Raw genomic sequence first — 24,298 nt, 5'->3', positions numbered from 1 at the left:
GATGAAACAGCCTCCCGATGGCTCGCCAGCCTCTTCGCTGCATTCTGTGGCGCTCTTCTCACCGTCCGCCTCAGCGCCAGGGGCAGCAAGTGGGGCTGGAGCAGCGCATGGCTATCACCGAGCCAGGCTGCGCCGGGTGAGTCGGGCTGCTGGCCCCCAAGAGGGATTGGTGTTCTCGGCTGGCCTGAAAAGTCTGGATTTTCCTGCGAATCCCGAACTCTACGCGCGCGCGCTGAATGCTGCCATTGAATTGCTGCGCGCTGATGGTGGTGTGCTGGCGATGTTGGATCCAACAGGCCAGCACTTAGTCATTCGCCAGGAGCGCGTCATCGGGGTGCTTGAAGAAACCTACACAGCCCTGGCCGCGCTGGGAAATCCATCACCGCCGCTTGCCCGTCCAGACGTTCTCACAAGAGAAGGAGCAGCGGCGCCTGAGCTAGAAATCACACGCCCCCTGCCCATTCTGCCATCGGCTGCCCAGTCTCCCAGTAAGGCCGCAGACCAGGAGGCTGCCTTGGAGACCAGCGAAGAGAATGACCCATCAGCGTCTTCATCTGTCAATAGAGTAGAGGCTCAGGAGCCTGGCTATCGCTGTGGTCAAGGGTTTCTTGGGCACGTCTGGAAAATGAACCAGGCTATCACTCTCTCCGATGAGAAGTGTCGGGAGCTTCCACGCGACGAGACGACAGCGCCGGATCAGAACCTGGCCTGGCATATTGGCGCGCCCATTCGTGTTCCTGATTCGCTGCTTCCGCTTGGGATTGATGAGCCTGCTTCGGTTGTCGGGGTGATTGCCGTTGCGTTTCAAGATAAGCATTGGTCGCCTCCCAAGCGTTACATGGAAATGCTGCAACTGCACGCGGACCGCGTGGCGCTGGCTCTGCAAACCGCCTGGCTGGAGGAAACCCGCCACCGCCAGGCAAAGTTCCTGAGCCTGCTGCATGACGTGACGCTTCACTTTTCGACGACGCTCGATCAAGAGCGACTATTTGCGGAACTGCATCAACTGATCGTCGCTGTGCTGGGCACCACGTCTTTTGCCATCCTCCTATATCATCGGGATCGAGACAAGGAAGAGGTCGAATTTGCCTATGCTGCGGAGCAGGCAGCGACAGAGCATGCCGCGCCTGCTAAACACCGCGCCGTGAGAGAAAAGCAGATGCCTGCCTGGTGGAAGAAAGTCAAGGATGGCGCGATTGTCACCATCTCTACCCCGGAAGAGCGCCAGGAGTATGCGAAGGCTCTCCAGTCTGGCTGGCTGAGCGGCGAATCGTTTGAGTCTATGTTGATCGTCCCACTGCTGACCAGAACGCGCGAGCATATCCTCGGCGCGCTGGGTGTGGCGAGCCAGCAGCCGCGCTCCTACTCGCGTGAGCAGATTGAGATGCTGGAAACCATCGCGCATACGGCTGCGTTTGCGTTTGAGAATGCGGAACTTTACGCGCTCAGCACCCGTTCACTGGAACAGGCAAAAAGTAAGAAGCGCCAGGTGGCTGCGCTCAACAACGCTGTGAATACCCTGAACGCCAGCTTACATGTTGATGAGATCCTGCAAAAGCTGGTGAAGCAGGCCAACATCTTGACGGAAGCGCAACTCTGTACCGTTTTCCTCTTTGAGGACGATGAGAAAACACTGGTGGCGCGGGCATCAAATGCCAACCAGATGCACTTTCACGCCTGGGGTATTATCGCGCTGGAGGAGATTCGAATTCAGCCCTCAAGCAGCATCATGAAGCGGCTCAAGGTTGGTGAGACGGTTGTGCTGAATGATCTGGAAGCTGAACGGGCCTCCGAAACGCTCACAGGCGAGGTCTATCGCCGCTATGATGTGCGTTCGCTGCTGCTGGTTCCCATTCGGCGGCAGGGGACGCTTCTGGGACTGCTTGTCGTCTATACCCCTGGCGAGCGCCATCTCTTCCAGCCGGATGAGATTTCCTTGCTAGAGGGGCTGGCCGGCCAGGCGGCGGTGGCAATCAACAATGCTCAGCTCTATACGGACCTAGAGCAGGCGCTGGCGCAGCAAAAAGAGCTTGATCGTCTGAAGGATGATTTTATTGTGACAGCCTCGCATGAGTTTCGCACCCCGCTGAGCGCGATTCATGGCTATGCCTCGCTGCTCCAGCGCCACAGCGCCAGGCTGACAATGGACCAGGCCCGCCGCTTTTCCTCAGAAATTACGCGCGCCGCTCAGCAGTTGGTGGGCATGGTGACAACGTTGATGGATGCCTCGCGCCTGGATTCGCGCAAGCTCTCCCTGAATCCCCAGCCGGTTGAGGTGCGCCTTCTGGCTGAGAGCGCGCTGGCGCTGGTACAGCCCGATATTCAGCAGCCGATTCATATGGATATTCCCACCGACCTGTGGGTTCATGCCGATCCGGATCGGCTGCGCCAGGTGATGACGAACCTGCTGACCAATGCCGGAAAATACTCTCCTTTTTCCAACCCTATTGATTTTATCGCCCATGTGGAGCAGCACTTTAGCCTATCTGAAGCGTCCTCGCAGACGGAGCCTGCTCCCTATCTGATTGTCAGCGTGGTTGATCGCGGGGATGGTATCTCGGCTGAAGATCAGAAAAAGCTGTTTCAAAAATTTGTCCGGCTCCAGCGCTCCTTGACTACTCCGGTGCGCGGGACCGGCCTGGGCCTGTATATCTGTCGCCAGTATCTGACCGCAATGGGTGGAGCCATCTGGGTAGAAAGTACCATCGGCGAGGGGTCCACCTTTAGCTTTGCTTTGCCGCTGACGACCCCTCCGGCTGATGCGTCCGGCAGCGGCAAAGCTGCTGCGCTCCCTCCACATGGGTGAAGATTCTGCGCCTTGTTCGTTGTACACAGCGTAGTGTTCCTGGCGACCTGTGGAACGCTCGTTACGTGGGTCAAGGGGGTGCAATTATGCTGATCGTTCATAGCGCGGACTCTGCCCAGACGGAGGCTGACGAACCGCCCTGGGTGTTGATTGTGGATGATGATGCTGCCATCCGTAAGATGCTGGTGGATGCGCTCTCGCTGGAGGGATTTCAGACGGAGACCGCCCGCGATGGGCGGGAGGCGCTGGAGTTGTTGGAGGATGGCAAAAGACGTATCGTTTTGCTTGATTTGATGATGCCCATCATGGATGGATGGGAACTCTGTCGCCATCTGGCGGAACGTGTGACGCTGCGCCAGCAACTCTCTATTATTCTGATGTCGGCAGGGGAAAAGTTGGACCAGGCGCGCGATCTCCAGGTAGAGGGCTATCTCGCCAAGCCCTTTGATGTCGATCATCTGCTGGAGTGTCTGAACCCGTTTGTTTCTGAGGCCCGGTCCTGAAGGACAGGGCAGGGGTATCCTCCCTGCCCTGTCTTTTTTCAGCGATCATGCTCATACTCCGAAGCGTCAGCGGGCGCTTCTAGACTCGCCATTTCATCCCCCTCCAGATGCCAATCAGCGGCGTCGGCTGTGGCGTTCTGCTCTGGCGGGGCCGCTTGAGGGATGGGGACAGGCTTCTCGATACCAGAGCCTGTCAGGCTCAGGAGGGTGCTGGTTGGCGCGGCAAGAATCGAGCGCGCTCGCCGCGCAGCCGCTCGGCTGCCTCCCCAGCCAAGTGCTCCCCCGACGACAAAGAACAAAACGGCGGCGAGGAGGCGCGTTTTAAGAAAGTCATCCAGCCCCAGCCCCTGGGGACTGCCCAGCCCGGTTACTATCACAAAAAGCGTCTGTCCAAGCCAGAAGAGGAGCATGGTAATGCTTCCGGCGATCAACCCATCCCTGCCGCCCTCGCTGCTCTGGGCTTCGGGCGTGCTGAGGCCCGCGTAGTAGGCCAGCACCGCTGCAATTGCCAACGCCAGGTAGCCTGGCAGGAACTCCAGCAAAAGCGACGTGATCTGAACTGATCTCTGGTTGATGGTGCTGGAACTTCCGTGTTGAAGCGCGCCCGCGCCAAAGAGCAAAAATATGCACACGCATCCAGCAATAATCCCCAGCTTCACTCCGCGCTGTGTTGCTGTGCCACCGACCGCTTCCGCTAGGTACCCCCTTGGCTTGCCTGGCTCCATACCTGGCCCCCTCTCTCGCGCTGATCTGCGTTCTGCGTCTGGCTCCCTCTGCCGAAGGTATTAGTTCTCAGGGGCCGCCTTTTTTTCGCTGCTCCCTCCGCGTCTGGCGCTGCGCTCGCTGGCGCTGCCGGTGCGCGAGCGCGGCTTTTTGGCAGAGGTGGACCCGTTCTCTGCATCGGTCCTGGATGGCTCTTCTGAAGCAGCGGGCGCGACCTCTATTCCCTCGGTGCGCAGTTCGGCGGCCAGAGCCTCATTATACTCAGCCATCAGCCCGTGTTCCTCCATCGCATCTTTCCGGGTGTGCTCTGAGGCTGGCTTCTGTTCTGCGTCCTGCTCCTCCTGTGGCGCGGCAGACGGGAGTCTCTTTTGGGCCTGTCGGGCATTCACTTCTTCCGCCTCCTCGGCGGTCCAGGAGCGCGAGGTGCGCTGGATCAAGAAGTAGTAAGGGACCATAGCGATCAGCACGAAGACAGCGGTCCATTGGGCCTGCTTGAGCGCATCAATGCCCAGGAAGGGGACGGTTGGCTCGCTGCCCCGGAAGAAAAAGACGATGAACTGCGTGATGGCATAGCCCACCAGATAGACGAGCGAGACCAGCCCCATCTTGATGCGCGGCAAACGCAGCAGGAGCGGCAGGAGAATTGCCAGTAAGATCAGGTTCATCAGGATCTCGTAAGCTGCCGCCGGATGCACAGGGACCGAGGTTTGGGTGAAGGCATGCGGATTGGTATACAGGGTTGCCCACGGCACGACATGCGGGTCCGAGACCAGGCCCAGACAGGGCGCTGAGGAGGCCAGCGCACAGCTATTGGTGTCGGGCGGGACGGAGATGGCGCCTGCTGCGTAGCCGACAATATCGCCGTTGACCAGATTGCCAAAGCGCCCGAAAATCTGTCCGACGGCTGCGAAGAAGGTGGCAATATCCAGCGCCAACCAGATGGGGAGCTTGCGTCTCCAGGCGACAAACACCACCGTTGCTACGCCCAGGAAGATGGCCCCGAAGAAGGCCATGCCGCCGTTCCAGACGGCAATGATGTTGATAGGGTTTTTTATGTAGTTCGAGACGAGATCAGGTTGCTGGATGACGAAATATAAACGCCCGCCAATCAGTCCGCCCAGGGCCGCCCACCAGAAGACACTGTAGACAATCTCCTGGTCCAGCCCCAGCCGTTTGGCATAGCGCAGAATTGCCCAGAGTGCTATCGAGATAGCCACGACGTAGGCGACTCCATACCAGTGAATCGCCAGGGGGCCAAGTTGAAAGACAGGATCGATATTGATAATGATGTACGCGAGTGTCAAGAAGCTATGTGGCATAGTAGCAGCCTTCCTCCTGGCTTGTATCGGCAGAGCGTGCGCTTGCGTGTCCTCAATGCCCGGCCACCGCCATTATGGCCCAGCCACTGCTAATTGTCAATTTTAGCCAGGCATGATCAATAAGGAGGGGCCACCGTGGAGTAGAGCGTTTTATCTTCTTGAATGCCTGGAGTTGCCAGGAAAACGCTGCTCTTCAAGCGGATTTGCTATAATAGAGACCGCACTTTGTATGCGCCCCGGCAGAGCGCCTGAATTCAGGCCCGGCTGGCGCCTGCCGTTGGGGAGGGCGGAAATCTGGCTCACCAGCCCGGAGATGGTGACAGGAAGCGCAGCGATTCGTTACATATAGGGAGGCTGTCCGAAAGGCGCCTGTTGCGAGGAGGTATCTTTTTGAGAACGATTTGCGTCATTGGCACAGGGTATGTGGGTCTGGTGACGGGGACTTGCCTGGCCGATATGGGAAATCAAGTGACCTGTGTTGATATTATCCCCGAAAAGATTGAAAAATTGAAAGCTGGTATCCTGCCTATCTATGAGCCTGGCCTGAGCGAACTGGTCGAGCGCAACGTGCTGGCGGAGCGGCTGCATTTCACGACCAGCTATCAAGAGGGTCTGGCGGGCGCGGAGTTCATCTTTATCGCGGTTGGTACCCCCACCGGCCAGGATGGATACGGCGCTGACCTGCATTATGTGGAGAGCGCGGCGCGTTCCATTGCCGAAGAACTGGACCATTACGCCGTCATTATCAATAAAAGTACCGTCCCGGTCGGCACAGGGGATGTGGTCGCTACCCTCATTCGTCAGAACCTCAAGCGCCCGGATGTCCGTTTCTCGGTGGTCTCGAATCCCGAATTTCTGCGCGAGGGGGCGGCAGTGCTGGATTTCTTGCAGCCTGATCGCGTGGTGCTGGGGTCCACGGAGCGCGATGCCGCCACGCTGGTGGCTGAACTCTATCTGCCGCTGCGCGCGCCGATGGTCATTACCGATATTTATACGGCTGAAATGATTAAATATGCTTCCAATGCGTTTCTAGCGACGAAAATCTCTTTTATCAATGAGATTGCCAGTATCTGCGAGCGGCTGGGGGCAGATGTCAAAGAAGTGGCCGCCGGGATGGGCTATGATAAACGCATCGGACGCCCGATGCTGGACGCTGGCCTGGGATACGGGGGCAGTTGTTTTGTTGGCGAGGAGTCGGTCTTCGCGCTGAACAGCCCTCATGTAGCGACGGAACGTTTTGATACCCTCTTTGCCAAAGGGGCGAAGGACAGCGAGCCGTTCCGGGGCGATGTGGTGGAACTGGTTCAGCCCGCTGAACAGCGCGTTCTGGCGTTTGATCTGGAGACGGGGCAGCCCACGCTGGCCGATGTCAAGGCTATCACACGGCGCCCCTACAAAGGCAGGATGGTGACGATCAACACCAGCATGGGTCGCACGCTGCGCGTCACCGCCGATCACCCGATTGTTTTGCACAAAAATGAGCAGTTCATGATCTGGTCGGCGTCGGCAGTTGTACCTGGCGATCATCTGATGGCACTAACCGAACTTCCTGCTGTCGAGCAGGCGGCGCCGCTCAATCTGATCGAACTGCTGCGGGATACCCCACTGGAGGCGGATGTCTACGTTGCCTCCAACGACCATACGTTCAGCGAACAATATGCGCGGTTCGCCGCCGCGATTCCGACGACGATGCTCAAGTATCCCCAGGAGATCAGGCAGCATAACCGGATGTCGCTGCGCCTCTTCCGCCATCTCAGCGAGGCGGGCGCTCTCGATATTTCCGCCGAGAAATTGCAACTCTATACGGCCAAGGGCGCGGCCACGAAGATCAATGCGTTGATCCCGGTTGACGCCGATTTGCTGCGGCTGTGCGGCTATTATCTGGCCGAAGGCTATCTCTCGCGCGATGTGGGCCGGGCTGGCGCGGTGCGTGAGCGCGTCGGCCTCTGCTTCCATGAAAACGAAGCTGAATATATCGCGGATGCGCAGCGCATTCTGGGCCGCTGGGGTCTAAAGTTCATCGAACGACGCGCCACCAGCGCGCTGACAACGATTGTTTCTTCACGCATCCTGGCGTGGCTGCTGCGAGATGTTTTGCGCTGCGGTATGCGCTCAGAGGATAAATCGCTCCCGCGCCTGGCATTTAATGTTTCGCCATTGCTGCGTCAGGAGTTGATTCGTGGCGCGTTCAGCGGCGATGGCTCGGTGACGCTGGTGCAGAAGGGCCAGAACCTGATGCTGGAATACGCAACGGTCAGCAAAACCCTGGCTGATGGGATGGCGCTGCTGCTGCAAACCGTTGGGGTTATCCCTTCTATACGCACACGCTGGATGAATAAATCAAAGCAGCCAGCCTATATTCTACGCGTGAGCGGCTACGAACAAATTGCTTCCCTCAAAGATGCTTTTGGCGAGAAACGCCGCGCACAGATTGAGCGCGTCCTGGCAGGCTATCAGCGTCACATTCAGCCACATGGCTTTGAGCGGCATGGCCCTTTTGCGACGCTGGTGGTTCGTGAGGTGAAGCACGAAGACGTTGAAACGACGGTCTATAGTATGGAGACGAGCACCGGGACATTGATCGCGTCGTCTGGACTGATTAGCCATAACTGCTTCCCCAAGGATGTGAAGGCGCTGGCGCACATGGGCGCAGAGGCCGGCCTGCATCCGCAGCTTCTGAATGCGGTCATGGAGATTAACCAGGATCAGCGGCGGCTGGTGGTGGATAAACTGGTTTCGCTGTTGGGCGGGTTGCGCGGCGCAACTGTTGGCATCCTGGGCCTGGCCTTCAAGCCCAATACCGATGATATGCGCGACGCGCCTTCAGTTGATATTGTTCACTGGCTGCTGGCGCAAGGGGCCGAGGTGCGGGCCTATGATCCGGTGGCGATAGAGACAGCGCAGCAGGTGATGGCTGGTCTGCCGGTCACGTATTGTAAGACGAGTTACGAGGCGGCTGAGGGCGCTGACGCGCTGGTCGTCGTCACCGAATGGAATGAGTTCAAGTCGCTCAATATGCTGCGTATCCATGATAGCATGCGTCGGCCTATCCTGATTGATGGCCGCAACATCTATGAGCCAACGGAGATGCAGCGGCTGGGATTTACATATCGTGGCATGGGGCGTGCTTCGGGCAATGCGCTGCTTGGCCTGGCTAATGGGCAAAGCGCGAATGGCGCTGCTGAGGCTCGTGTTTCGGGGGCCTTACCAAAAGCCTCCAACGCCAGCTAGTTCTGTGGCGTGGCGCTGGCAGTACTGGTGATGTTTTTGGCGCTGTTTTTGAGGAATGGCAATGGCTGGCACGAGAACCGATAAGCCGCAACCGATCCGCCATACAGAGGAGCCGGGCGCGCCTGCGACGGCTGGCGCTTCGGCTGCTGCGTTTGCAGGCGCGCTGGCTGGAGCGCCTGGTGTTCTGGTGGGGATCGATCTGGTTGAGGTGGAGCGCATTGCTCAGACGGTTGCGCGCTTTGATGCGCGCTTTCTGAAGCGGGTCTTTACGCCGGAAGAGCTTCAGGAGGGCCGCCGACGCATGACCTGGCTGGCCGGGCGCTTTGCTGCCAAAGAAGCCTGCGCCAAAGCCCTGGGTACTGGTGTTGGAGGCGCTGTGGCCTGGCGCGATATGGAGATTCTGCGCCAGCCCGGCGGCAAACCTTCCTTGCGCCTGCTGGGCGACGCGGCGGCGCGGGCAGCGGCCCTGGACATCGCGCAGATCGATCTGAGTATTTCCCATACCCATCGGTACGCGATTGCTGTAGTAGTTGCGCTGACTATCAGCGGAGAAGTCAGCGCGAGCGACTATTTCTCAGACGCAGGCGCGGGGCGCCCACCCGCTTAGTACCCCAATCATAGCGCCGGGTTCTTTTGGAGGTTCCCAATGCAATACCTGGATTTAGCACTCTCCCTGGCCTGGCCGCAGATTGTGGTCGCCATCCTCTGGTTTGTCGCGGGAGTGGTTGCGCTGCGGTATGCCCGCGCCACGCGGCGGCCTCTCTTTCTCTTCAGCGGGATCGCTGCGCTCTTGCTGGCAGGAAGCGAGGTACTCTCGCCAGCCCGCCTGGCTTACCGTTATTTCACCCACCGAGTCTCCTGCGTTTCTTTTGACGCCTGTTCAGATGAACTGCTCTTTGGCGCTGCCAAGTTTGAGTGGCTGATTGGTGGAATCGCTGCCCTGGCGCTTTTGATCGGTGTCGTTCTGGAGGTGTCCCGCGCCCGCAGGCGCGCGAAGGCCAAAAACGCGGCGCGTGTAGGCAGTAACGTGACGCTGGGCGTGTCCCCTGGCGCGGGAGTCGTTCCTGCTGCCGCCTCTGTCGGCCATTATCAAGCGGTTCCTGTCTCGCAGCCAATCAACGATTATGGCGCTGAGACGCCGGATGATCTTGGACCAACGCTGTCAGGAGGTTTTGCGGATTCTGCCCTGGCCTCTGATTTCGGGCCGCCCCTGGAGGACGAGCAGCCGACTTTCTATCGAAGGCCCGCGCCTGGCTCTGGGTCCGGTCCCCTTTAGAGGGGCAGGTCAGCGGAATGCCAGAGTCGTATCACCGGATCATTAGAAGCGGTAGCAAGCAGCGCATCACCTGGAGTGAACGCCACGGCGTTCACTCCGCCCTCAAAGCTATCTAAGACGCCTAGACAGCGGGCTGTCTGTGGCTGCCAGAGTCTTACGGTCCCGTCATAGCCTGCCGAAACGAGCAGCTTGCCATCGGCTGAGAAGGTGACGCCCCGCACCATCTCCTCGTGTCCTTCCAGGGTTTGCAGGAGGTCGCCGGTCTCCGGGTTCCAGAGCCGCACGAGATAATCGTTCGAGCCTGCGGCCAGTAAGCGGCCATCCGGCGAAAACGCCAGGGCGTTTACCCCCCCGAAGTGCCCATCCAGCACGCGCGCCAGCCGATGCTGCGGCATATCCCAGAGCCGCACGGTTTCGTCATTCGCGCCTGATGCCAGCAGATGGCTTGCCGGGGAGAAGGTGACGCTGGTGACTTCATCGTCGTGGCCTCCCAGTTCGCCGACAGGCTTTCCCGTCGCTGGATGCCAGAGGCGCACACATTTATCGGTTGCTCCCGATGCCAGCCAGGAACCATTAGGAGCAAAGTCCAGACCCCATACGGTAGTATTCGGCTGTTCGATGACGCGCGGCGTGCGCCCGCGCCGCAGATTCCAGACGCGGATACTCTGGTCGCTTGCGGCAGAGGCAAGCGCCTGCCCATTGGGAGCAAACGCCAGCGCCAGGATGTTTCCTCCGTGTCCGACCAGCGTTTGCAGGCATTCGCCGGTCTTTATCTTCCAGAGCCGGATCGCGTGATCGTTAGCGCCCGACGCCAGCATCTGGCCGTCAGGTGAGATGGCAAGGCTCTGCACCCAATCGCTATGCCCGGTTAAATGACGTAATGGTTGAGGCTTGCGAGCCATCATCCCCTGCTCCTTTGCGATTGGCCCTCCTGCCAGCCCGTTGGCGCCTTTCCTTCCCTGGCGCTGGTAGCGTCAGTTCCCTGGCATCCTGTATACTATGGCTGGAGGCTGAGAATGTCAACCTGTTTCTGAGGCGGGTGCCCGCCGTTTTTGTCTCTGGGGCCACCTGAGCAGCAAAACATTCCAGGCACCCTATTCTCTTTTCAGTTAAGGAGTATCTTCATGCCACTCAGCGCGTTGGGATTGTTACTGCTCGCAGCGGCACTGCATGCGCTGTGGAACCTGTTTGTGAAGCGGGCCGGAGAAAAGCAAATCTTTACCTGGTGGGCGCTGCTGGTTGGCGTGGTGTGCTTTGCTCCGCTGGTGATTTTTGGCGCGGCCCTTCCTGCCGCCGCCTGGCCCTATATTCTAGGCAGCGCGGCGCTGGAGGCCGTCTACTTTATCGCCCTGACGCTTGCTTATAAGCTCGGCGATTTCTCGCTGGTCTATCCGCTGGCACGCGGCACAGCGCCCGCGCTGCTGGCTATCTGGGCGGCGCTCTTTTTGGGCGAGCGCCCGACGCTCTTTGGGCTGGTGGGGCTGGGGATTCTGCTGCTGGGCCTGTTAGTCGTGGGGAGCAGCGTCTGGTGGGCGCAGCGGAAAGCGGCCAGTGTGTCGAAGGCTGCTATTGGAGCCACGCTGCTGGTGGCGCTCTCTATCTCCATGTATACCGTGATTGATGGGGCTGCGGTGCGCTTTGTGAATCCGGCTCCCTATACTGTTGTGGTGCTTGCTTTGAGTGCTGTGTTTACTGCCCCGGCGTTGCTGGCGCGTTACGGCCAGAAGGCGATGCTGACGGAATGGCGGGCGAACTGGCTGCGCATCAGCCTCGTGGGCGTGCTGATGATGGTGACCTATCTGCTGGTGCTTTATGCTTACACGCAGGCGCAGGTCAATTATGCCGGGGCCGTTCGTGAGGTGAGCGTTGTCTTTGGCGCGCTGGCGGGCTGGTTCTGGCTAAACGAAGGGTTTGGCGCGCAGCGCGCCATTGGCGCTGTCTTGATCTTCGGCGGCATCCTGGTCATCGCTGTGGCGGGGTGATTTGATGATGGGGCGCATTGGGAGAGGGGTAAAAGCGCATATGGGTAGAGCGTGCTGGCGCCGCCAGCACGCTCTACCCATATGCGCTTTTAGTTTCTGAGTGGCTTGCCAGTGGTGAGCGTGTAAGCGATGCGCTCCTGGGTCTTTTCGGTACCCAGCAGGCTCAGGAAGCCTTCGCGCTCCAGGTCAAGCACGTCCTGCTCGCTCATTTCGCGCAGAAACGAGGTTTCGCCGCCGGTCAGCACCCGCGCTAGCTGGCTGGCGACGACCAGATCATGCTCGGTGGCCTTGCCTTGCAGGTAAAGGCCGCGCGCCTGTTCCTCCAGCGCCGCGCGCGCGCCTGGCCCCGGCAAATGGAAGGTTGGCGGCGTGGGCGGCTGCCATTCGCCGCGCGCTTTGGCTTCGGCCAGCGCGACAGCATCGGCTTTGGCGTCGGTCAGCAGGCGCTCGCGGTCCAGCGTAATCGCGTCTTCTTTGCGCATGAAGCGATAGCCCTGCGCTTCTGCGGCGCTGGTGGAGACGGTGGCTGTAGCGATCAACTCAAAGGCGTGCCGCACTGGCGGGAACGGCCCTTTTTCGTGGCTTTTGGCCCAGCGCGCCAGCATCTCCTTACAGCCACCGCCAGCGGGGAGCAGGCCGACGCCGGTTTCGACGAGGCCGATATAGGTTTCGGCGGCCAGGCGCGCTTGAGAACTGTGCATCACGATCTCAGCACCGCCGCCCAGCGTGCGACCTGCCGCCGCGACGACGACGGGCGTCTGGCTGTATTTCATCGCCCTGTTCAGGTCTTGCAGGCCGCGCACCTGCTGATCGATCACCTCCCATTGGCCCGTTCTGGCGGCCATCACCAGGGAGAAGATGTTGGCCCCGGCAGAAAAGTCGGGCGCTTCGTTGCCGATGACCAGCGCGCGGAAGTTTTTCTGCGCCTCTTCCAGCCCTCTTGCCATCATCTTGCCCATCTCTTCGTCGAGGGCGTTCATCTTGGCGTGGAACTCGACGCAGAGAATGCCATCGCCCATATCGTAGAGGGTGGCCGAAGCGTTCTCTTCGATGATCCGGTTGTTTTTGCGCAGTGTCGCCAGCCGGACCAGACCCTCTTCGCCCGTTACCGGCTGGAACTGCTTTCCGTTGAAGTCAAAGTAACGCCTCTGGCCCGTCTGCGTCTCTGGATAGAAGCGCGTTTCCGGCGTTGCCAGCGCGTCCTTGAGGAGCTGCGGCAGCGGGCGGCCATCGCGCTGCATGCGCTCTGCCGTCCATTCCAGGCCCAGCGCGTCCCAGCTCTCGAACGTGCCCTGCTCCCAGTTGAAGCCCCAGCGCATGGCCCGGTCAATGTCCACGATGTTATAGGCGATCTCAGCGGCATGCTCAGCGGCGTAGGCCAGCGCGTCGGCGGTCACTTCCCAGGCCAGCTTGCCCGCGCGATCATCGCTGCCGATGATGATTTTCGCGCGCTCGGCAGAGTCGGGGTTGTTGCGTGCCTTGCCGATAGAGTCGAAGCGCGGTTTTCCCTGTGGACGATATTCGAGGGTGGCCGGATCGATCACCAGAATCTGCGTCTGGCCGTCGGCGTCCTTGACGCGCTTGTAGAAGCCCTGGCCGCCCTTATCTCCGGTCCAGCCGCGTTTGACCATCTCGCGCACGAAGCCGGGAATCTTGAAGACCTCGCGCTGTGGGTCGTTGGGCAGGTTCTCGTAGAGGTTGTCGGCGACATGGACCAGCGTATCAATTCCGGCAATGTCGGCGGTGCGGAAGACGGCGGATTTGGCGCGGCCCAGGGCTTCGCCAAAGATGGCGTCCACCTCCTCGATCTTATAGCCTTCGTCCAGCATGCGTCGGATGGTCACGCAGAAGCCGTAGCTGCCCAGTCGGTTGGCGATGAAGTTTGGCGTGTCTTTGCAGACAACGATGCCCTTGCCCAGTCGTTCTGCGCCAAACCGCTGCATAAACGTCAGCAATTGCGGGTCGGTCTGTTCGCCGGGGACCAGTTCGAGCAGCTTGAGGAAGCGCACCGGATTAAAGAAATGCGTAATCAAAAAGTGGCGCTGGAATTGCGCGCCGCGCCCCTCCAGAAGCAGCCGCGCCGGAAGGCCGGAGGTGTTGGAGGTGATGATCGTGTTCGGCCCAAGCACCGGCTCGATTCTAGTGTAGAGATCGCGCTTGATGTCCAGCCGCTCGAAGACGGCTTCGATCACCAGATCAACGCCTGAGAGTCTGGGGAGATCATCCTCGATATTGCCGGGCGTGACCAGCGACGCGCTGCGCGGAGCGTAGAAGCCGGGCGCGGGTTTGGCTTTTAACTGGCGCTCGATGCCGACGGCGGCGATGCGGCTGCGCGCCGCGTGGTCTTTGCTGCCCTGGGCGTCGGGCGGCACGATGTCCATCAAGAGCGTGGGGATGCCGACATTCGCCAGATGCGCGGCGATGCCAGCGCCCATGACGCCCGCGCCGATGACGGCTGCGCGTTCAACGTTGTAGGTCATGCTCAAACCTCTTTCTGGTGCTTGCGCGCAGCCTACGCGAGACGCTCAAAGATGGTGGCGACTCCCTGGCCGCCGCCGACGCAGAGCGTCGCCATGCCAAGCCGCTTGTCATACGTCTGGAGGGCGTTCATCAGCGTGGCGATCAGGCGCGCGCCAGAACAGCCCAGCGGGTGGCCCAGCGCAATCGCGCCGCCATGCAGGTTCAGCTTCTCCTCCTCGATGCCAAGTTCTTGCATCACGGCCAGGTTCTGGACGGCGAACGCTTCGTTCAGTTCGATCAGGTCAATATCGTCGAGCTTCAGGCTGGCGCGCTTGAGGGCTTTCTTGACCGCGCCGACGGGGCCGATGCCCATCACATCCGGCTCGACGCCCTGCACAGCCATCGAAAGCACGCGGGCAATTGGCGTGATGCCAAGCTCTTTGGCTTTCTCTGCCGACATGACTACCACTGCCGACGCGCCGTCGTTCAGCGGGCTGCTGTTGCCAGCGGTGACGCTGCCGCTCTTCAGAAAAGCAGGCTCCAGCGCCGCCAGCTTCTCCAGTGAGGTATCGCGGCGCGGGCCGTCATCGCTCTCCATGATCTTGCCGTCAGGGAGCGGAACAGAGACAATTTCGCGCTTGAACGTGCCGTTATCCGTCGCGGCAATGGCGCGCTGGTGGCTGCGCAGCGCGAATCTATCCTGCGCCTCGCGGCTGATCTGATAGCGCCTCGCCAGGTTTTCGGCGGTCATGCCCATCGAGATATAGACCTGATCGAAGCCGGGATTCTTCGTGCCGGGCTTGCCGCAGATTTCGATGCCCTGCGGGTTGTTCACCAGTTTGGGATTGAAATCGGGGTTGAAGCCGCCCATCGGCACGCGCGACATGCTTTCGATGCCGCCAGCGACATAGGCGTCGCCCATGCCCAGCAAGATGTTCTGCGCGGCCATGTTGAACGCCTGAAGGCTGGAGGCGCAGAAGCGGTTGACCGTCACGCCGCCAGCGGTATAGGGCAAGCCCGCCAGCGCCGTGACGATGCGAGCCACGTTCATGCCCTGCTCGCCTTCGGGCATGGCGCAGCCCAGAATCACATCTTCAATCAAACTTAAATCCAACGCTGGCACGCGGCCAACAGCGGCGCGTACCGCCAGCGCCGCCAGATCGTCGGCGCGTACATCTTTGAGGCTGCCCTTGACGGCGCGGCCAATCGGCGTGCGCACAGCACTGACAACAACCGCATCCGGCATGATGTATTTGCTCCTTTGTGTAGGCAAGTCCCCAGGCCGCGCAGAACATCTGGCTGGGCATGGGGACGAAGGGTACCAAGACTCAGGCTGCCAGCGGATAGCCGCCCTTCGCCACGACCAGCGATGCTATCTCGCGCTGGAGGGCTACGGCGTTGAGTTCGTAGTGGCCTAGATAGGCGCGCGCCTGCGCCAGTTCGGCGCGCAGTTCGTCGCCAGTGGTGATTGCCATCAAGACCCGTTCCAGGTTGGCGCGCATATTCGAGAAAAAGCGCCAGAGGGTCAACTGCGCCAGTTGTGTGTGTACCTGCGCGCGGGGATCGCCAGCCCTGTGCGCCATCAGCGCGCGGGCAATGGCGCTGTCGGCAGCGTACAGGTCAATCAGCAGATCGGCGGCGTACTCCATGAACTCCTCTTCCTCTTCCATTGCCGCCATAAACTTGAGCGCGCCCTTCGTGACGGTGTAGATCGTCGCGCGCTTGGCTCGCTCCAGCGCGTTCACCGCGTCGCGCAGATCGGTGGGCGTGTCGCTGGCGGCGAAGTCCGAAGCCTTGCCGCTCTTGACCTCGCTCTCGGCGGCGCCATAGGCCGACATGAGATCGATCCTGCCCGCCATCGCCCGGCGGAAAAGCGTGCCGACTGAGAGCAGCCGGTTGATCTCGTTGGTACCCTCGAAGATGCGCGTGATGCGCGCGTCCCGATAGGCGCGCTCAATCGGATACTCCTGCATGAAGCCGTAGCCGCCGAAGATTTGTACGCCCTCATCAACGCAGCGCGCGGTGGCTTCGGTGCCGAAGACTTTGGCAATGGCGGCTTCGATGGCGTACTCCTCGATGGCGGTCAACTGTGCCTGATGGTCCTCGCCCGCGCTGCGTCGCGCGACCTCGACCATCCCAACTGTCCGATAGGCCAGACTCTCGGCGGCGTAGGCATCCGAGGCCATGTGCGCCAGCTTCTTCTTAATCATGCCAAAGGCGTTGAGCGGCTTGCCAAAGGCTTTGCGCTCGCTGGTATAGGGCGTTGCCAGCGCCAGCGCGCCCAGGCAGCTTGCCGCGCCGCCCGCGCCCAGCTTGAGGCGGCCAATGTTCAGGATGTTGAAGGCGATCTTGTGGCCCTTGCCGATTTCGCCCAGCACGTTCTCGACGGGTACCTTGACGTTATCAAAATACACGCTGACGGTTGATGAGCCATTGATGCCCATCTTCTTTTCTTCCGCGCCTGTGGAGACGCCCGGCCAGTCGCGCTCGACGATGAAGGCGGTATGCTTCGTGCCATCAACCTTGGCGAAGACGATGTAGACATTGGCGAAGCCGCCGTTGGAAATCCACTGCTTGCCGCCGTTGAGGATGTAATGCGCGCCATCCTCGGAAAGCTGGGCGCGGGTCTTGATACCCATAGCATCGGAGCCGTTGCCCGGCTCGGTCAGGCAGTAGGCGCTGATGAGCTCGCCTGTCGCCAGCCGGGGCAGATACTTTTCCTTCTGCTCAGAATTGCCATAGTAAACAATCGGCAGCAGGCCGATGGTCGTCTGAGCGCCCATTGCCACGCCAAACGAGGCGTCGCGGACCTCGGAAGCGACGATGGTGCTGACGATCAGCCCCAGATCAGCGCCGCCGTACTCTTCGGGTACGTCCACCGCCAGCAAGCCTTTTTCGCCCGCCTGCTTGAGCAGACCAGACAGCACGCCTGGCTCCTTGTGTTCAATCGCGTCACTCTTTGGCAGCACCTCGCGCTCGACAAAAGCGCGCGCGGTGTCGCGGATCAGGCGCTGCTCTTCGTCAAACTGTTCGGGCGTCAGGAACTCGGCCTGGGTGACAGGCGTGATCAAAAAGTTTGCGCCTGTCTGCACTTTCATCTCTGTTGCCACTCGTTTTCCCCTCTTGAAGCTGTACTATGAAAAATACACATTACGTTTTTGGCTGGAGTCGCCCCGCCCCCAGGGCGCGATTTCACCTGCCAGCCGCGCGCTTTGCTGCTTCTTCCTCGCGCAGCGCCCGACGCAGCACCTTGCCGATCAAGGTTTTGGGAAGTTCGGCGCGAAACTCTACCTGTTTGGGTACTTTGTAGGCTGCCAGCCGCTCCTTGCAGTAGGCGATAATCTCTTCTGCCGTCGCCTGCTTGCCCGGCTTGAGTACAATAAATGCCTTGGGCGCTTCGCCGCGATACTCATCGGGGATGCCAACAAGCACCGCCTCGGCAACCTTCGGATGAGCATACAGTATCTCCTCCACTTCGCGGGGGAATATCTTATAGCCGCTAGCGATAATCATATCTTTGGCGCGATCTACCACCGAAAAGTACCCATCCTCGTCCATCACGCCAATGTCGCCGGTATGCAGCCACCCGCCGCGCAGCATCTTCGCCGTCTCTTCGGGCCGGTTCCAATACCCTTTCATCACCTGCGGCCCGCGAATGCAAATCTCCCCCGGCTGGCCGGGAGGCAGCATTTCACCCGTTTCAGGGTCTTGAATCGTCGCTTCGGTATCCGATATGGGCAAGCCAATACCCGTTCGTCGCTCGCTATATAAAGGGTTGCTGTGCGTGACAGGCGACGCTTCAGAGAGTCCGTAGCCCTCGACAACCTTGCCACCGGAAAGCTTCTCGAAGTTGGCCTGCACTTCTTTGGGCAGCGGCGCTGCGCCGCTGACGCAGATACGCACCGAGCGAATGTCGCCGCCGCGCTGCTCGATCTCGTGCGCGATACCCAGGTACATGGTCGGCACGCCAGGGAAGATCGTGGGATGATACTTCTCGATCATCTTGATGGCATCTCTGGCTTTATAGCGCGGCATGAGGACCAGCGCAGAGCCGCTCCAGATGCCCGCGTTCATAGCAACGGTCAGGCCGTAAGAATGGAAGAAGGGCGCGGCGCAAAGAATGACTTCCGGCTTTTTGGCTTCTTCGGTCCAGGCCCAGGCTTGCATAGCGTTTGCCAGCAGGTTGCGATGGGTGAGCATCGCGCCTTTGGAAAGGCCCGTCGTCCCGCCGGTATATTGCAGGACCGCCACGTCATCCGCTTTGGCCGCTGCGGGCAGCGCGTGCAACTGAAACCAATGCTCATCCTGTTTGCCGATCACGTCCTTGAACTGGTGGATGGTGTCATCAGCGCGCAGTTCCTGTTTGGAAGGCAGCCGCTGCCTGGCGCGGCGCTGCTGCACGAGATAGCCTGCCGCCAGCAGGGGCGGGAGGTAATCCTGCACGCCCGCGACAATGACTCGTTTCACCTGCGTTTGGTTGCGCACATTCAGCAGGCGGTGGTAGACCAGATCAAGGACCACGATGGTTTCCGCGCCGGAATCGGCAAGCTGGTGCTGTAGCTCAGATTCAGTATAGATGGGATTGGTAGGCACGACCACCGCGCCTGCTTTGAGCGCCCCATAAAAAGCAATAGGAAACTGTGGGATATTGGGCAGGCAGATAGAGACCCGATCACCAGGCTTCACACCAAGCTCAATGAGCGCGGCGGCAAAGCGATCAGCCATTGCGCCAAGCTGAGCATAAGTAAAGCGATGCCCATAAAAGATGATCGCCTCTCGTTTGCTATAATTGCGAACTGCTTCACCCAACAGCCAGGTGAGCGGCTTGTCGGGATAGGTGAGCGTTGACGGAACGGCGGGATCGTAATGGCGAAGCCAGGGGCGAGCGTTGAGGTCAGGGCTGCCCGTTTGCATCTGGCTGGTTGGCTGAGCGTTCGACATAGAGGCGCTCCTCTCACAGGGCCTGCGGCTATGCGCCGTCGCGGGGCATAGCCATGAACCAGCATACAATACCTCTATTACTTATTATAAGCTGATTTCTGCCTGGATATGAATGTTGCCAGCTAACAGTATCTTGAAGCGTAGTTAACTATGCTCGCATTCGTAGGGCTGCTGCTCTATCCTGTGTCCGTGACAGGATGACCGTAGAGATCAGTAGCCCTACCGGGCGTACTGCAACGCCCTCTATCCCCTGCCCGAAGGAGTTGGGGACTGCTTTTCTGCCAATGTTGTAGGAGCCATTCACATCCGCCTGAATGCGTCGCCCATCCCTTGCCCGATACAACCCACGTTGCTCGCGCTTCCCGCTGAAGACTGGCTGGTCTTTCCGCTTGGGGTCATAGACTGGCAACGGGTCTAAATCCAGGAAGGATGCTTTGCTGGTGTAGCTTTCTTCCTGCACGATCACTCGGAGACCCGCCAGTTCCGCTTTGTAGCTCAGCATGTCGATGAAGCGGGCATGTGGTATCTGCATGAAATGCTGATTGTTGACCCGGCCTAACTCGACCTCTTGCTTCCACAGCAAGTTTTTGCCAATCACCAGCGTGCCAATGGCTTCTGCCACCAGCAAGGCAATGATCGTCTTGCTGGCGGCGTGCAGGTAGTGGTTGATACGCCGGGTCCGTTTGGTGATCAGCCGCTCCATGCGCGCCGTCGTACCCGGATGGTCTAACGCTTCCTGCAATTCCGCCTGGCGCTTGTTGTAGAACTGGTTGTAGCTTTTCAGGACGCGCCCGTTAACAAGGTGTGGAGCAAAGCCCACTTTGTTTGAGGTTAGCGCAGCCAGCGTATCTACGCCCAGATCGACAGCGGCAAAGAGGGCAGGATCGCCAGAAGGAGCAGATTCCCTCTGCTCATAGACAATTTCCACGACATAGAAGCCGAGACGTGGGACAATGCGAGCTTGCTTGATACGAGGCTTCGCGGTCTGGACCTCAATGTTCAGCCCAGAAGGACGAAGCTTACCCCGTGAGAGCGCCCGGCGGGAAATGGCCTGGATGTCGTAGGTCAGCAGGAAACGCCCCTTGGTTTTGTCCTTGTACCTGGGCAGTTTGGGCCGCCCAACAAACCTGGAGGGGTCTTCCTTCCAGGCGTTCAGCGCGGCAAAGAAGGCTCGCCAGTTCTTATCCAGTTGGCGCAGCACGTCATTGGAGACTTTGCAGGGCAAGGCACGATAGGCATCCGTGTGCTTCATCCGATGATAGACTGCTTTGTTCGAGAGAGAGCGCCCCTCAAAGATGAAGGCTTGCCGCACCTCGTACAGCGCGGCGTTATAGAGGTTCTTGGCGGCAAACGCGGCAGCATCAATCGCGGCAAAACGTTTATCAGCCTTGTCGATGATGTGCTGCTCAACCAGTTGCATGGGCCTGGCCTTTCTCGCGGGCCGCAAGGGCTTGCTCCAAGAGCCAGACAATTTCGCTGTTGAGCGAACGCCGTTCTTGGCGAGCGAGTTCTTGCAACTGAGCATGCAGCGCAACGGGCAAATAGACATGAGTTTTCTTGATCGGAGATGGTTCTTTCATGTCCCCATAATACTATAGTAGTAGCACCACCGCAAGCAGGACATAGCTGTCGTTATTCGCCAAGCAATAGCATTATTTCTTGCGAACGGTTCCAACACTTTTCATGCTATACTGGCCTTAACAGCTAACAACTATGCAAACACCCTTCAACACCCTCATCTGCGAATATCGCCGCCGTCGGGGCATGTCGCAGGGGCAGCTTGCGCAGGCAGCGCGCCTCTCGCGGACGTATATCTATCACCTGGAGACGGGGCAGCGCGCCAACCCTTCGCCACATGTAGCGCGGGCGCTGGCGCGGGCGCTGGAACTACGGGGCGCGGAGCGCCGCCAGTTCTTCGACGCTTTTTACGCGCTGACTGGCGAACACGCCGAAGATACTACGGAAGAGCGCGAACTGCTCGACTTTAATAACCTGGCGGCTCTGCTGGTGCATAACATCTCGTATCCTGCCCATAACCTGGATCGCCTCTGGTATATTCGCTCGTGGAACCAGGCGGCTGTTGACCTGTTTGAGCTGGCGGCGCATGGCCTGTTCCTGCACAGAGCGCCGCCGACGCACCTGCTGGCAATTATCTTTGATCCGGTCTATCGCGCGCGTTTTCGTCCCTGGGAAAGCCTGGCGCGGCGTCTGCTGAGCGATTTTAAGTTCAACGTGAGCGCCTATACCTATCTCCCCGAATACCACACCCTCTGGCGTGACCTGCGCAGGCTGCCCGATTTTACTCGCCTTGCCCGCGCGACTGAGCCTGGTGGCGTTCCAGCGCCGAGTTTTGTCTTTGAGATGCGCCATTCGCGCCTGGGCTGGCTGACACTGCGCACGTCGCTGACGGTCTTCAGCGGCGCGCCCGAATACCCGATAGTGAGCTATATCCCTGGCGATCAGGCGGCGCTGGAGGCGTTCCAAGCCTCCGGCTGGCACCGTGAGGGGCCAAGGTCATCGGGCGATTGAAGGTTCCTCATTATCCCTGGTGGGCGCTGCGATTGAAGGGGTTCGCCCCGCCCTTCCGCATCATTTTGATGAACTCGTGCATGGCATAGAGGTCTTCGGCGCTGATATTTTCGCCCAGGTCGTCGCGGATGGTTTTAATCATCTTTACCATAGCCTTGACCTCTTCTTCCGCCACCTGGGTCTGCACCTGCGCATCCAGCACAGAGGGGGGCGTAAAAGAACCGCGCCAGAAGATGCGCTCGACGACCAGGCCATGACTGTTGAGCATCTCGTTGACCGCCTGCACGACGGTGGTGCAGAAGCCTTCGCGGATACGGTTGTCTTTCAATTGGTCGTAGTTGTAGCTCAGCGCCAGTTCACGCGCCATACGGATGAGGGTATGCTCGACGAGCTTCTGGCGGCGTTCTTCAGGCATAAGCGCCGTCTCGCGCACCTTATCACTCACGCGCCCCTCGACATCGTTTCTTATCTTCCAGGCGATCTCCAGATTGCAATTTGGCCGCTGACCATCGGCGGTCACAAATTGGGGAACCTTCAATTCCAGCAGTTCTTCGGCAACAGAGATTTCACGCTCAATCCGGTCCAGACCGGGCATCAGGAAGATATAGCCCGATCTGGCGATGTGGTGGAAGACCTCCAGACGAAAGATGATGGCGCGTTTGGGTTCGCTGACGGCCACCATAGCTACTTTCCAGAGCAGCAAAATAAATGCGACCCACAGGGGGAGCAGAAAGAAGACGGTCCAGGGATAGTAGAAGATGAACACCAGACAAATGCACAGCGTAATAAAGCAGAGGATGCGGTACGTCGTCATAGTCTCTCGGCCCTCAAACCCCGCGGGCAGCGCCAGCGCCGGTTATTTCATCCCGGCCAGGGTAACAGAAGAGCATGCCGCCCTGGCCGGGGGTGCTTCATTGTTCACTCAAACGGGCAAGGCATTAACCTCCTCATAGCACATCCTGTGCCGGATTTGGGCTGAACCTTGCTGCCTGCTATGAACCCGCCGCCATTTCCTTTTTCCAAAAGGAAACAATAAAGTACGAAGAAACAAAAAGGTGAGTTTCAACGTCTTTTCTAAAAAGGCGGTCATGCAAGGGGAGTTTTGGCAAGGTTCTTGCAACTGGCGCTTGTAGAGCGAAAGCAAGCTCTTCCCCTGCCAAAAGTCCTACTGAACCGGGGCAAACGACAAGCGCTCGTTACCTTTCAGATAACGCAGCGTTATAGGGTGCAGGAGCCATGTGCGAGCTTACGGGGCTATCACAATGTCGTGATACTTCCGCTCTTCCTGACGTAATAAAGGCGAGTGGAACCAGGCTGAGCGGCTTGTACAAATTGGTATCCAAAAGGATTTGGGAGAGGGAGGCAGCGAGGTGGCTGCGCTAGAAATGATCCTGTCTATCGGCCAGCATGAGACTGATCGCATTTTTCATGATCTGGCCCAAAGTATTCAGAAGCGCGATGTCCTGACTTATGAACACTGCCAGCGGGTGGCAGGATATGCTGAGCGGCTGGCGCGCCGCCTCGGCTGGGACCAACAGAGCGCGCATCAGCTTGCTCTGGCGGCTCTGGTGCATGATCTGGGCAAAACCTGGATCGGCAACGATATTCTGCTCAAAGAGAGCGCGCTCTCTGGTGAAGAGCGCCTTCAGATGGAGCGCCACCCTATCGTCGGCGCACAGATGCTGGCTGGCTATGGTCTTGATGCATTCTTCATCGAGACGGTTCTCTATCACCATGAAGCCTATGATGGACATGGGTATCCATCAGGTCTGCATGGCGAAGCGATTCCGATAGGCGCTCGCATGCTGGCAGTGGCTGATGTGTATGACGCGCTGCTCTCGGCAAGGCCATATAAAGCGGCGCTTTCGCCAGAGACGGTGGGGCAATATGTGCTGGCCGAAGCTGGCCGCCGTTTCGATCCCCGTCTGGCGCGGGTGTTCCTGCATTCGCTCGAACCGGAAGCTGAACGGGTGATTACTCGTCGGCTCCCTGCCGTGTCTAAAACGCTGCCCTTCCAGATGGCGGGCGTTGCAGCCGCCTCCAGCGCCAGGCGTCCCAGTGGGCCGCTGCTGGTCGGCCAGTCGTGAGCAGAGAAGCTGGCGTTTTCGCTGCATTGTTCCGCCCGCTCTCAACGCGGGCGGCTCTGTTTAGTTTTCAATACCCTCAGCGGGTCGTCATGAGGCATATCTCTACAGTTTCTCAACAATGGACAACCATTGCCTTGTTGGTACGAATGCAGTGGTCATCAGCGCCCCAGGCTGAATCAACCAAACACACGTTACCCGTACTGGCCGAACTGCTCACGGCCTCTATCTCCTGCTTCTGCTCACGCAGAGGAGTCGGAGAACGCTTGCCTTTCCTCTCGCCCTTTGGCTGTGTGCTTATCCGTTGCCAGACGCTTGCCGAATCGGCGGCAGAGGACGCGCTCGTTTTACCCCCTCGGCGATTTTGGAGGGGAACCCCACCACGCCCGGAAAGCAGTCTATCACCAGCAATGACCAAAAGCAAGGGGAAGCAATGACACCACC

General features: G+C 59.4%; 18 protein-coding genes. 8 read left to right on the top strand and 10 right to left on the bottom strand.

Features of this window, described 5'->3' with window-relative positions:
• Position 1: 1 nt before the first annotated feature.
• Together VH599_10505 and VH599_10500 are read left to right on the top strand one after the other, a co-directional pair.
• Positions 2-2,806, top strand: a complete 2,805-nt coding sequence (locus tag VH599_10505) for a GAF domain-containing protein (GenBank protein ID HEY7348735.1) — start codon at positions 2-4, stop codon at positions 2,804-2,806.
• Positions 2,807-2,892: 86 nt separating this feature from the next.
• On the top strand, positions 2,893-3,309 hold the full coding sequence (locus tag VH599_10500; protein HEY7348734.1) for a response regulator: 417 nt from the start codon (positions 2,893-2,895) through the stop codon (positions 3,307-3,309).
• 38 nt (positions 3,310-3,347) lie between these two features.
• On the opposite strand, the gene VH599_10495 is transcribed toward VH599_10500, so the two are convergent.
• Together VH599_10495 and lgt are read right to left on the bottom strand one after the other, a co-directional pair.
• Positions 3,348-3,941, bottom strand: a complete 594-nt coding sequence (locus VH599_10495) for a hypothetical protein (protein ID HEY7348733.1) — start codon at positions 3,939-3,941, stop codon at positions 3,348-3,350.
• Between the two features lie 153 nt (positions 3,942-4,094).
• Complete coding sequence (lgt, locus tag VH599_10490) at positions 4,095-5,351, bottom strand: prolipoprotein diacylglyceryl transferase (protein HEY7348732.1); 1,257 nt, start codon at positions 5,349-5,351, stop codon at positions 4,095-4,097.
• 390 nt (positions 5,352-5,741) lie between these two features.
• Here lgt and VH599_10485 point away from each other — a divergent pair, with 390 nt between their 5' ends.
• From VH599_10485 to VH599_10475, 3 genes are all read left to right on the top strand, one after another.
• Positions 5,742-8,582, top strand: coding sequence for a nucleotide sugar dehydrogenase (locus VH599_10485; protein HEY7348731.1), 2,841 nt, complete (start codon positions 5,742-5,744; stop codon positions 8,580-8,582).
• Positions 8,583-8,643: 61 nt separating this feature from the next.
• Positions 8,644-9,189, top strand: coding sequence for a holo-ACP synthase (acpS, locus tag VH599_10480; protein HEY7348730.1), 546 nt, complete (start codon positions 8,644-8,646; stop codon positions 9,187-9,189).
• Positions 9,190-9,228: 39 nt separating this feature from the next.
• Positions 9,229-9,858: a hypothetical protein gene (locus VH599_10475; GenBank protein ID HEY7348729.1), complete on the top strand. Its 630-nt coding sequence runs from the start codon at positions 9,229-9,231 to the stop codon at positions 9,856-9,858.
• On the opposite strand, the gene VH599_10470 is transcribed toward VH599_10475, so the two are convergent.
• Positions 9,855-10,763, bottom strand: coding sequence for a WD40 repeat domain-containing protein (locus VH599_10470; protein HEY7348728.1), 909 nt, complete (start codon positions 10,761-10,763; stop codon positions 9,855-9,857). The genes VH599_10475 and VH599_10470 overlap by 4 nt on opposite strands.
• A gap of 219 nt (positions 10,764-10,982) precedes the next feature.
• Here VH599_10470 and VH599_10465 point away from each other — a divergent pair, with 219 nt between their 5' ends.
• Positions 10,983-11,840 carry a DMT family transporter gene (locus tag VH599_10465; GenBank protein ID HEY7348727.1) on the top strand — a complete coding sequence of 286 codons (858 nt, stop codon included), beginning with the start codon at positions 10,983-10,985 and terminating at the stop codon, positions 11,838-11,840.
• An 89-nt stretch (positions 11,841-11,929) separates the two neighbouring features.
• Here VH599_10465 and VH599_10460 read toward each other — a convergent pair whose 3' ends face one another.
• From VH599_10460 to VH599_10435, 6 genes are all read right to left on the bottom strand, one after another.
• Positions 11,930-14,320 (bottom strand): 3-hydroxyacyl-CoA dehydrogenase/enoyl-CoA hydratase family protein, encoded by a 2,391-nt coding sequence (locus VH599_10460; GenBank protein HEY7348726.1) that lies wholly within the window; start codon positions 14,318-14,320, stop codon positions 11,930-11,932.
• A gap of 32 nt (positions 14,321-14,352) precedes the next feature.
• Positions 14,353-15,546 carry a thiolase family protein gene (locus VH599_10455; GenBank protein HEY7348725.1) on the bottom strand — a complete coding sequence of 398 codons (1,194 nt, stop codon included), beginning with the start codon at positions 15,544-15,546 and terminating at the stop codon, positions 14,353-14,355.
• 82 nt (positions 15,547-15,628) lie between these two features.
• Positions 15,629-17,410, bottom strand: coding sequence for an acyl-CoA dehydrogenase family protein (locus tag VH599_10450; protein HEY7348724.1), 1,782 nt, complete (start codon positions 17,408-17,410; stop codon positions 15,629-15,631).
• A gap of 82 nt (positions 17,411-17,492) precedes the next feature.
• Positions 17,493-19,241, bottom strand: a complete 1,749-nt coding sequence (locus VH599_10445; protein HEY7348723.1) for a long-chain fatty acid--CoA ligase — start codon at positions 19,239-19,241, stop codon at positions 17,493-17,495.
• Between the two features lie 148 nt (positions 19,242-19,389).
• A complete protein-coding gene (locus VH599_10440; protein ID HEY7348722.1) occupies positions 19,390-20,661 on the bottom strand; it encodes a transposase in 1,272 nt (423 codons plus the stop codon).
• Positions 20,648-20,821, bottom strand: coding sequence for an Arc family DNA-binding protein (locus VH599_10435; GenBank protein HEY7348721.1), 174 nt, complete (start codon positions 20,819-20,821; stop codon positions 20,648-20,650). Before VH599_10435 ends, VH599_10440 begins: the two co-directional genes overlap by 14 nt.
• 133 nt (positions 20,822-20,954) lie before the next feature.
• Here VH599_10435 and VH599_10430 point away from each other — a divergent pair, with 133 nt between their 5' ends.
• Positions 20,955-21,770 (top strand): helix-turn-helix domain-containing protein, encoded by an 816-nt coding sequence (locus tag VH599_10430; GenBank protein ID HEY7348720.1) that lies wholly within the window; start codon positions 20,955-20,957, stop codon positions 21,768-21,770.
• A gap of 10 nt (positions 21,771-21,780) precedes the next feature.
• On the opposite strand, the gene VH599_10425 is transcribed toward VH599_10430, so the two are convergent.
• Positions 21,781-22,584: an SPFH domain-containing protein gene (locus tag VH599_10425; GenBank protein HEY7348719.1), complete on the bottom strand. Its 804-nt coding sequence runs from the start codon at positions 22,582-22,584 to the stop codon at positions 21,781-21,783.
• Positions 22,585-23,140: 556 nt separating this feature from the next.
• On the opposite strand from VH599_10425, the gene VH599_10420 reads away from it, so the two are divergent.
• On the top strand, positions 23,141-23,857 hold the full coding sequence (locus tag VH599_10420) for an HD-GYP domain-containing protein (protein HEY7348718.1): 717 nt from the start codon (positions 23,141-23,143) through the stop codon (positions 23,855-23,857).
• Positions 23,858-24,298 lie beyond the last annotated feature (441 nt).

This window comes from Ktedonobacterales bacterium (assembly GCA_036557285.1).
Classification (GTDB): domain Bacteria; phylum Chloroflexota; class Ktedonobacteria; order Ktedonobacterales; family DATBGS01; genus DATBHW01.
This window is presented reverse-complemented; position numbering and strand designations above follow the sequence as displayed.

Coding starts and splice junctions, on each gene's coding strand:
- VH599_10505 (HEY7348735.1), top strand. CDS start 2: ATGAAACAGCCTCCCGATGGCTCGCCAGCCTCTTCGCTGCATTCTGTG.
- VH599_10500 (HEY7348734.1), top strand. CDS start 2,893: ATGCTGATCGTTCATAGCGCGGACTCTGCCCAGACGGAGGCTGACGAA.
- lgt (HEY7348732.1), bottom strand. CDS start 5,351: ATGCCACATAGCTTCTTGACACTCGCGTACATCATTATCAATATCGAT.
- acpS (HEY7348730.1), top strand. CDS start 8,644: ATGGCTGGCACGAGAACCGATAAGCCGCAACCGATCCGCCATACAGAG.
- VH599_10475 (HEY7348729.1), top strand. CDS start 9,229: ATGCAATACCTGGATTTAGCACTCTCCCTGGCCTGGCCGCAGATTGTG.
- VH599_10470 (HEY7348728.1), bottom strand. CDS start 10,763: ATGATGGCTCGCAAGCCTCAACCATTACGTCATTTAACCGGGCATAGC.
- VH599_10465 (HEY7348727.1), top strand. CDS start 10,983: ATGCCACTCAGCGCGTTGGGATTGTTACTGCTCGCAGCGGCACTGCAT.
- VH599_10460 (HEY7348726.1), bottom strand. CDS start 14,320: ATGACCTACAACGTTGAACGCGCAGCCGTCATCGGCGCGGGCGTCATG.
- VH599_10455 (HEY7348725.1), bottom strand. CDS start 15,546: ATGCCGGATGCGGTTGTTGTCAGTGCTGTGCGCACGCCGATTGGCCGC.
- VH599_10445 (HEY7348723.1), bottom strand. CDS start 19,241: ATGTCGAACGCTCAGCCAACCAGCCAGATGCAAACGGGCAGCCCTGAC.
- VH599_10440 (HEY7348722.1), bottom strand. CDS start 20,661: ATGCAACTGGTTGAGCAGCACATCATCGACAAGGCTGATAAACGTTTT.
- VH599_10435 (HEY7348721.1), bottom strand. CDS start 20,821: ATGAAAGAACCATCTCCGATCAAGAAAACTCATGTCTATTTGCCCGTT.
- VH599_10430 (HEY7348720.1), top strand. CDS start 20,955: ATGCAAACACCCTTCAACACCCTCATCTGCGAATATCGCCGCCGTCGG.
- VH599_10425 (HEY7348719.1), bottom strand. CDS start 22,584: ATGACGACGTACCGCATCCTCTGCTTTATTACGCTGTGCATTTGTCTG.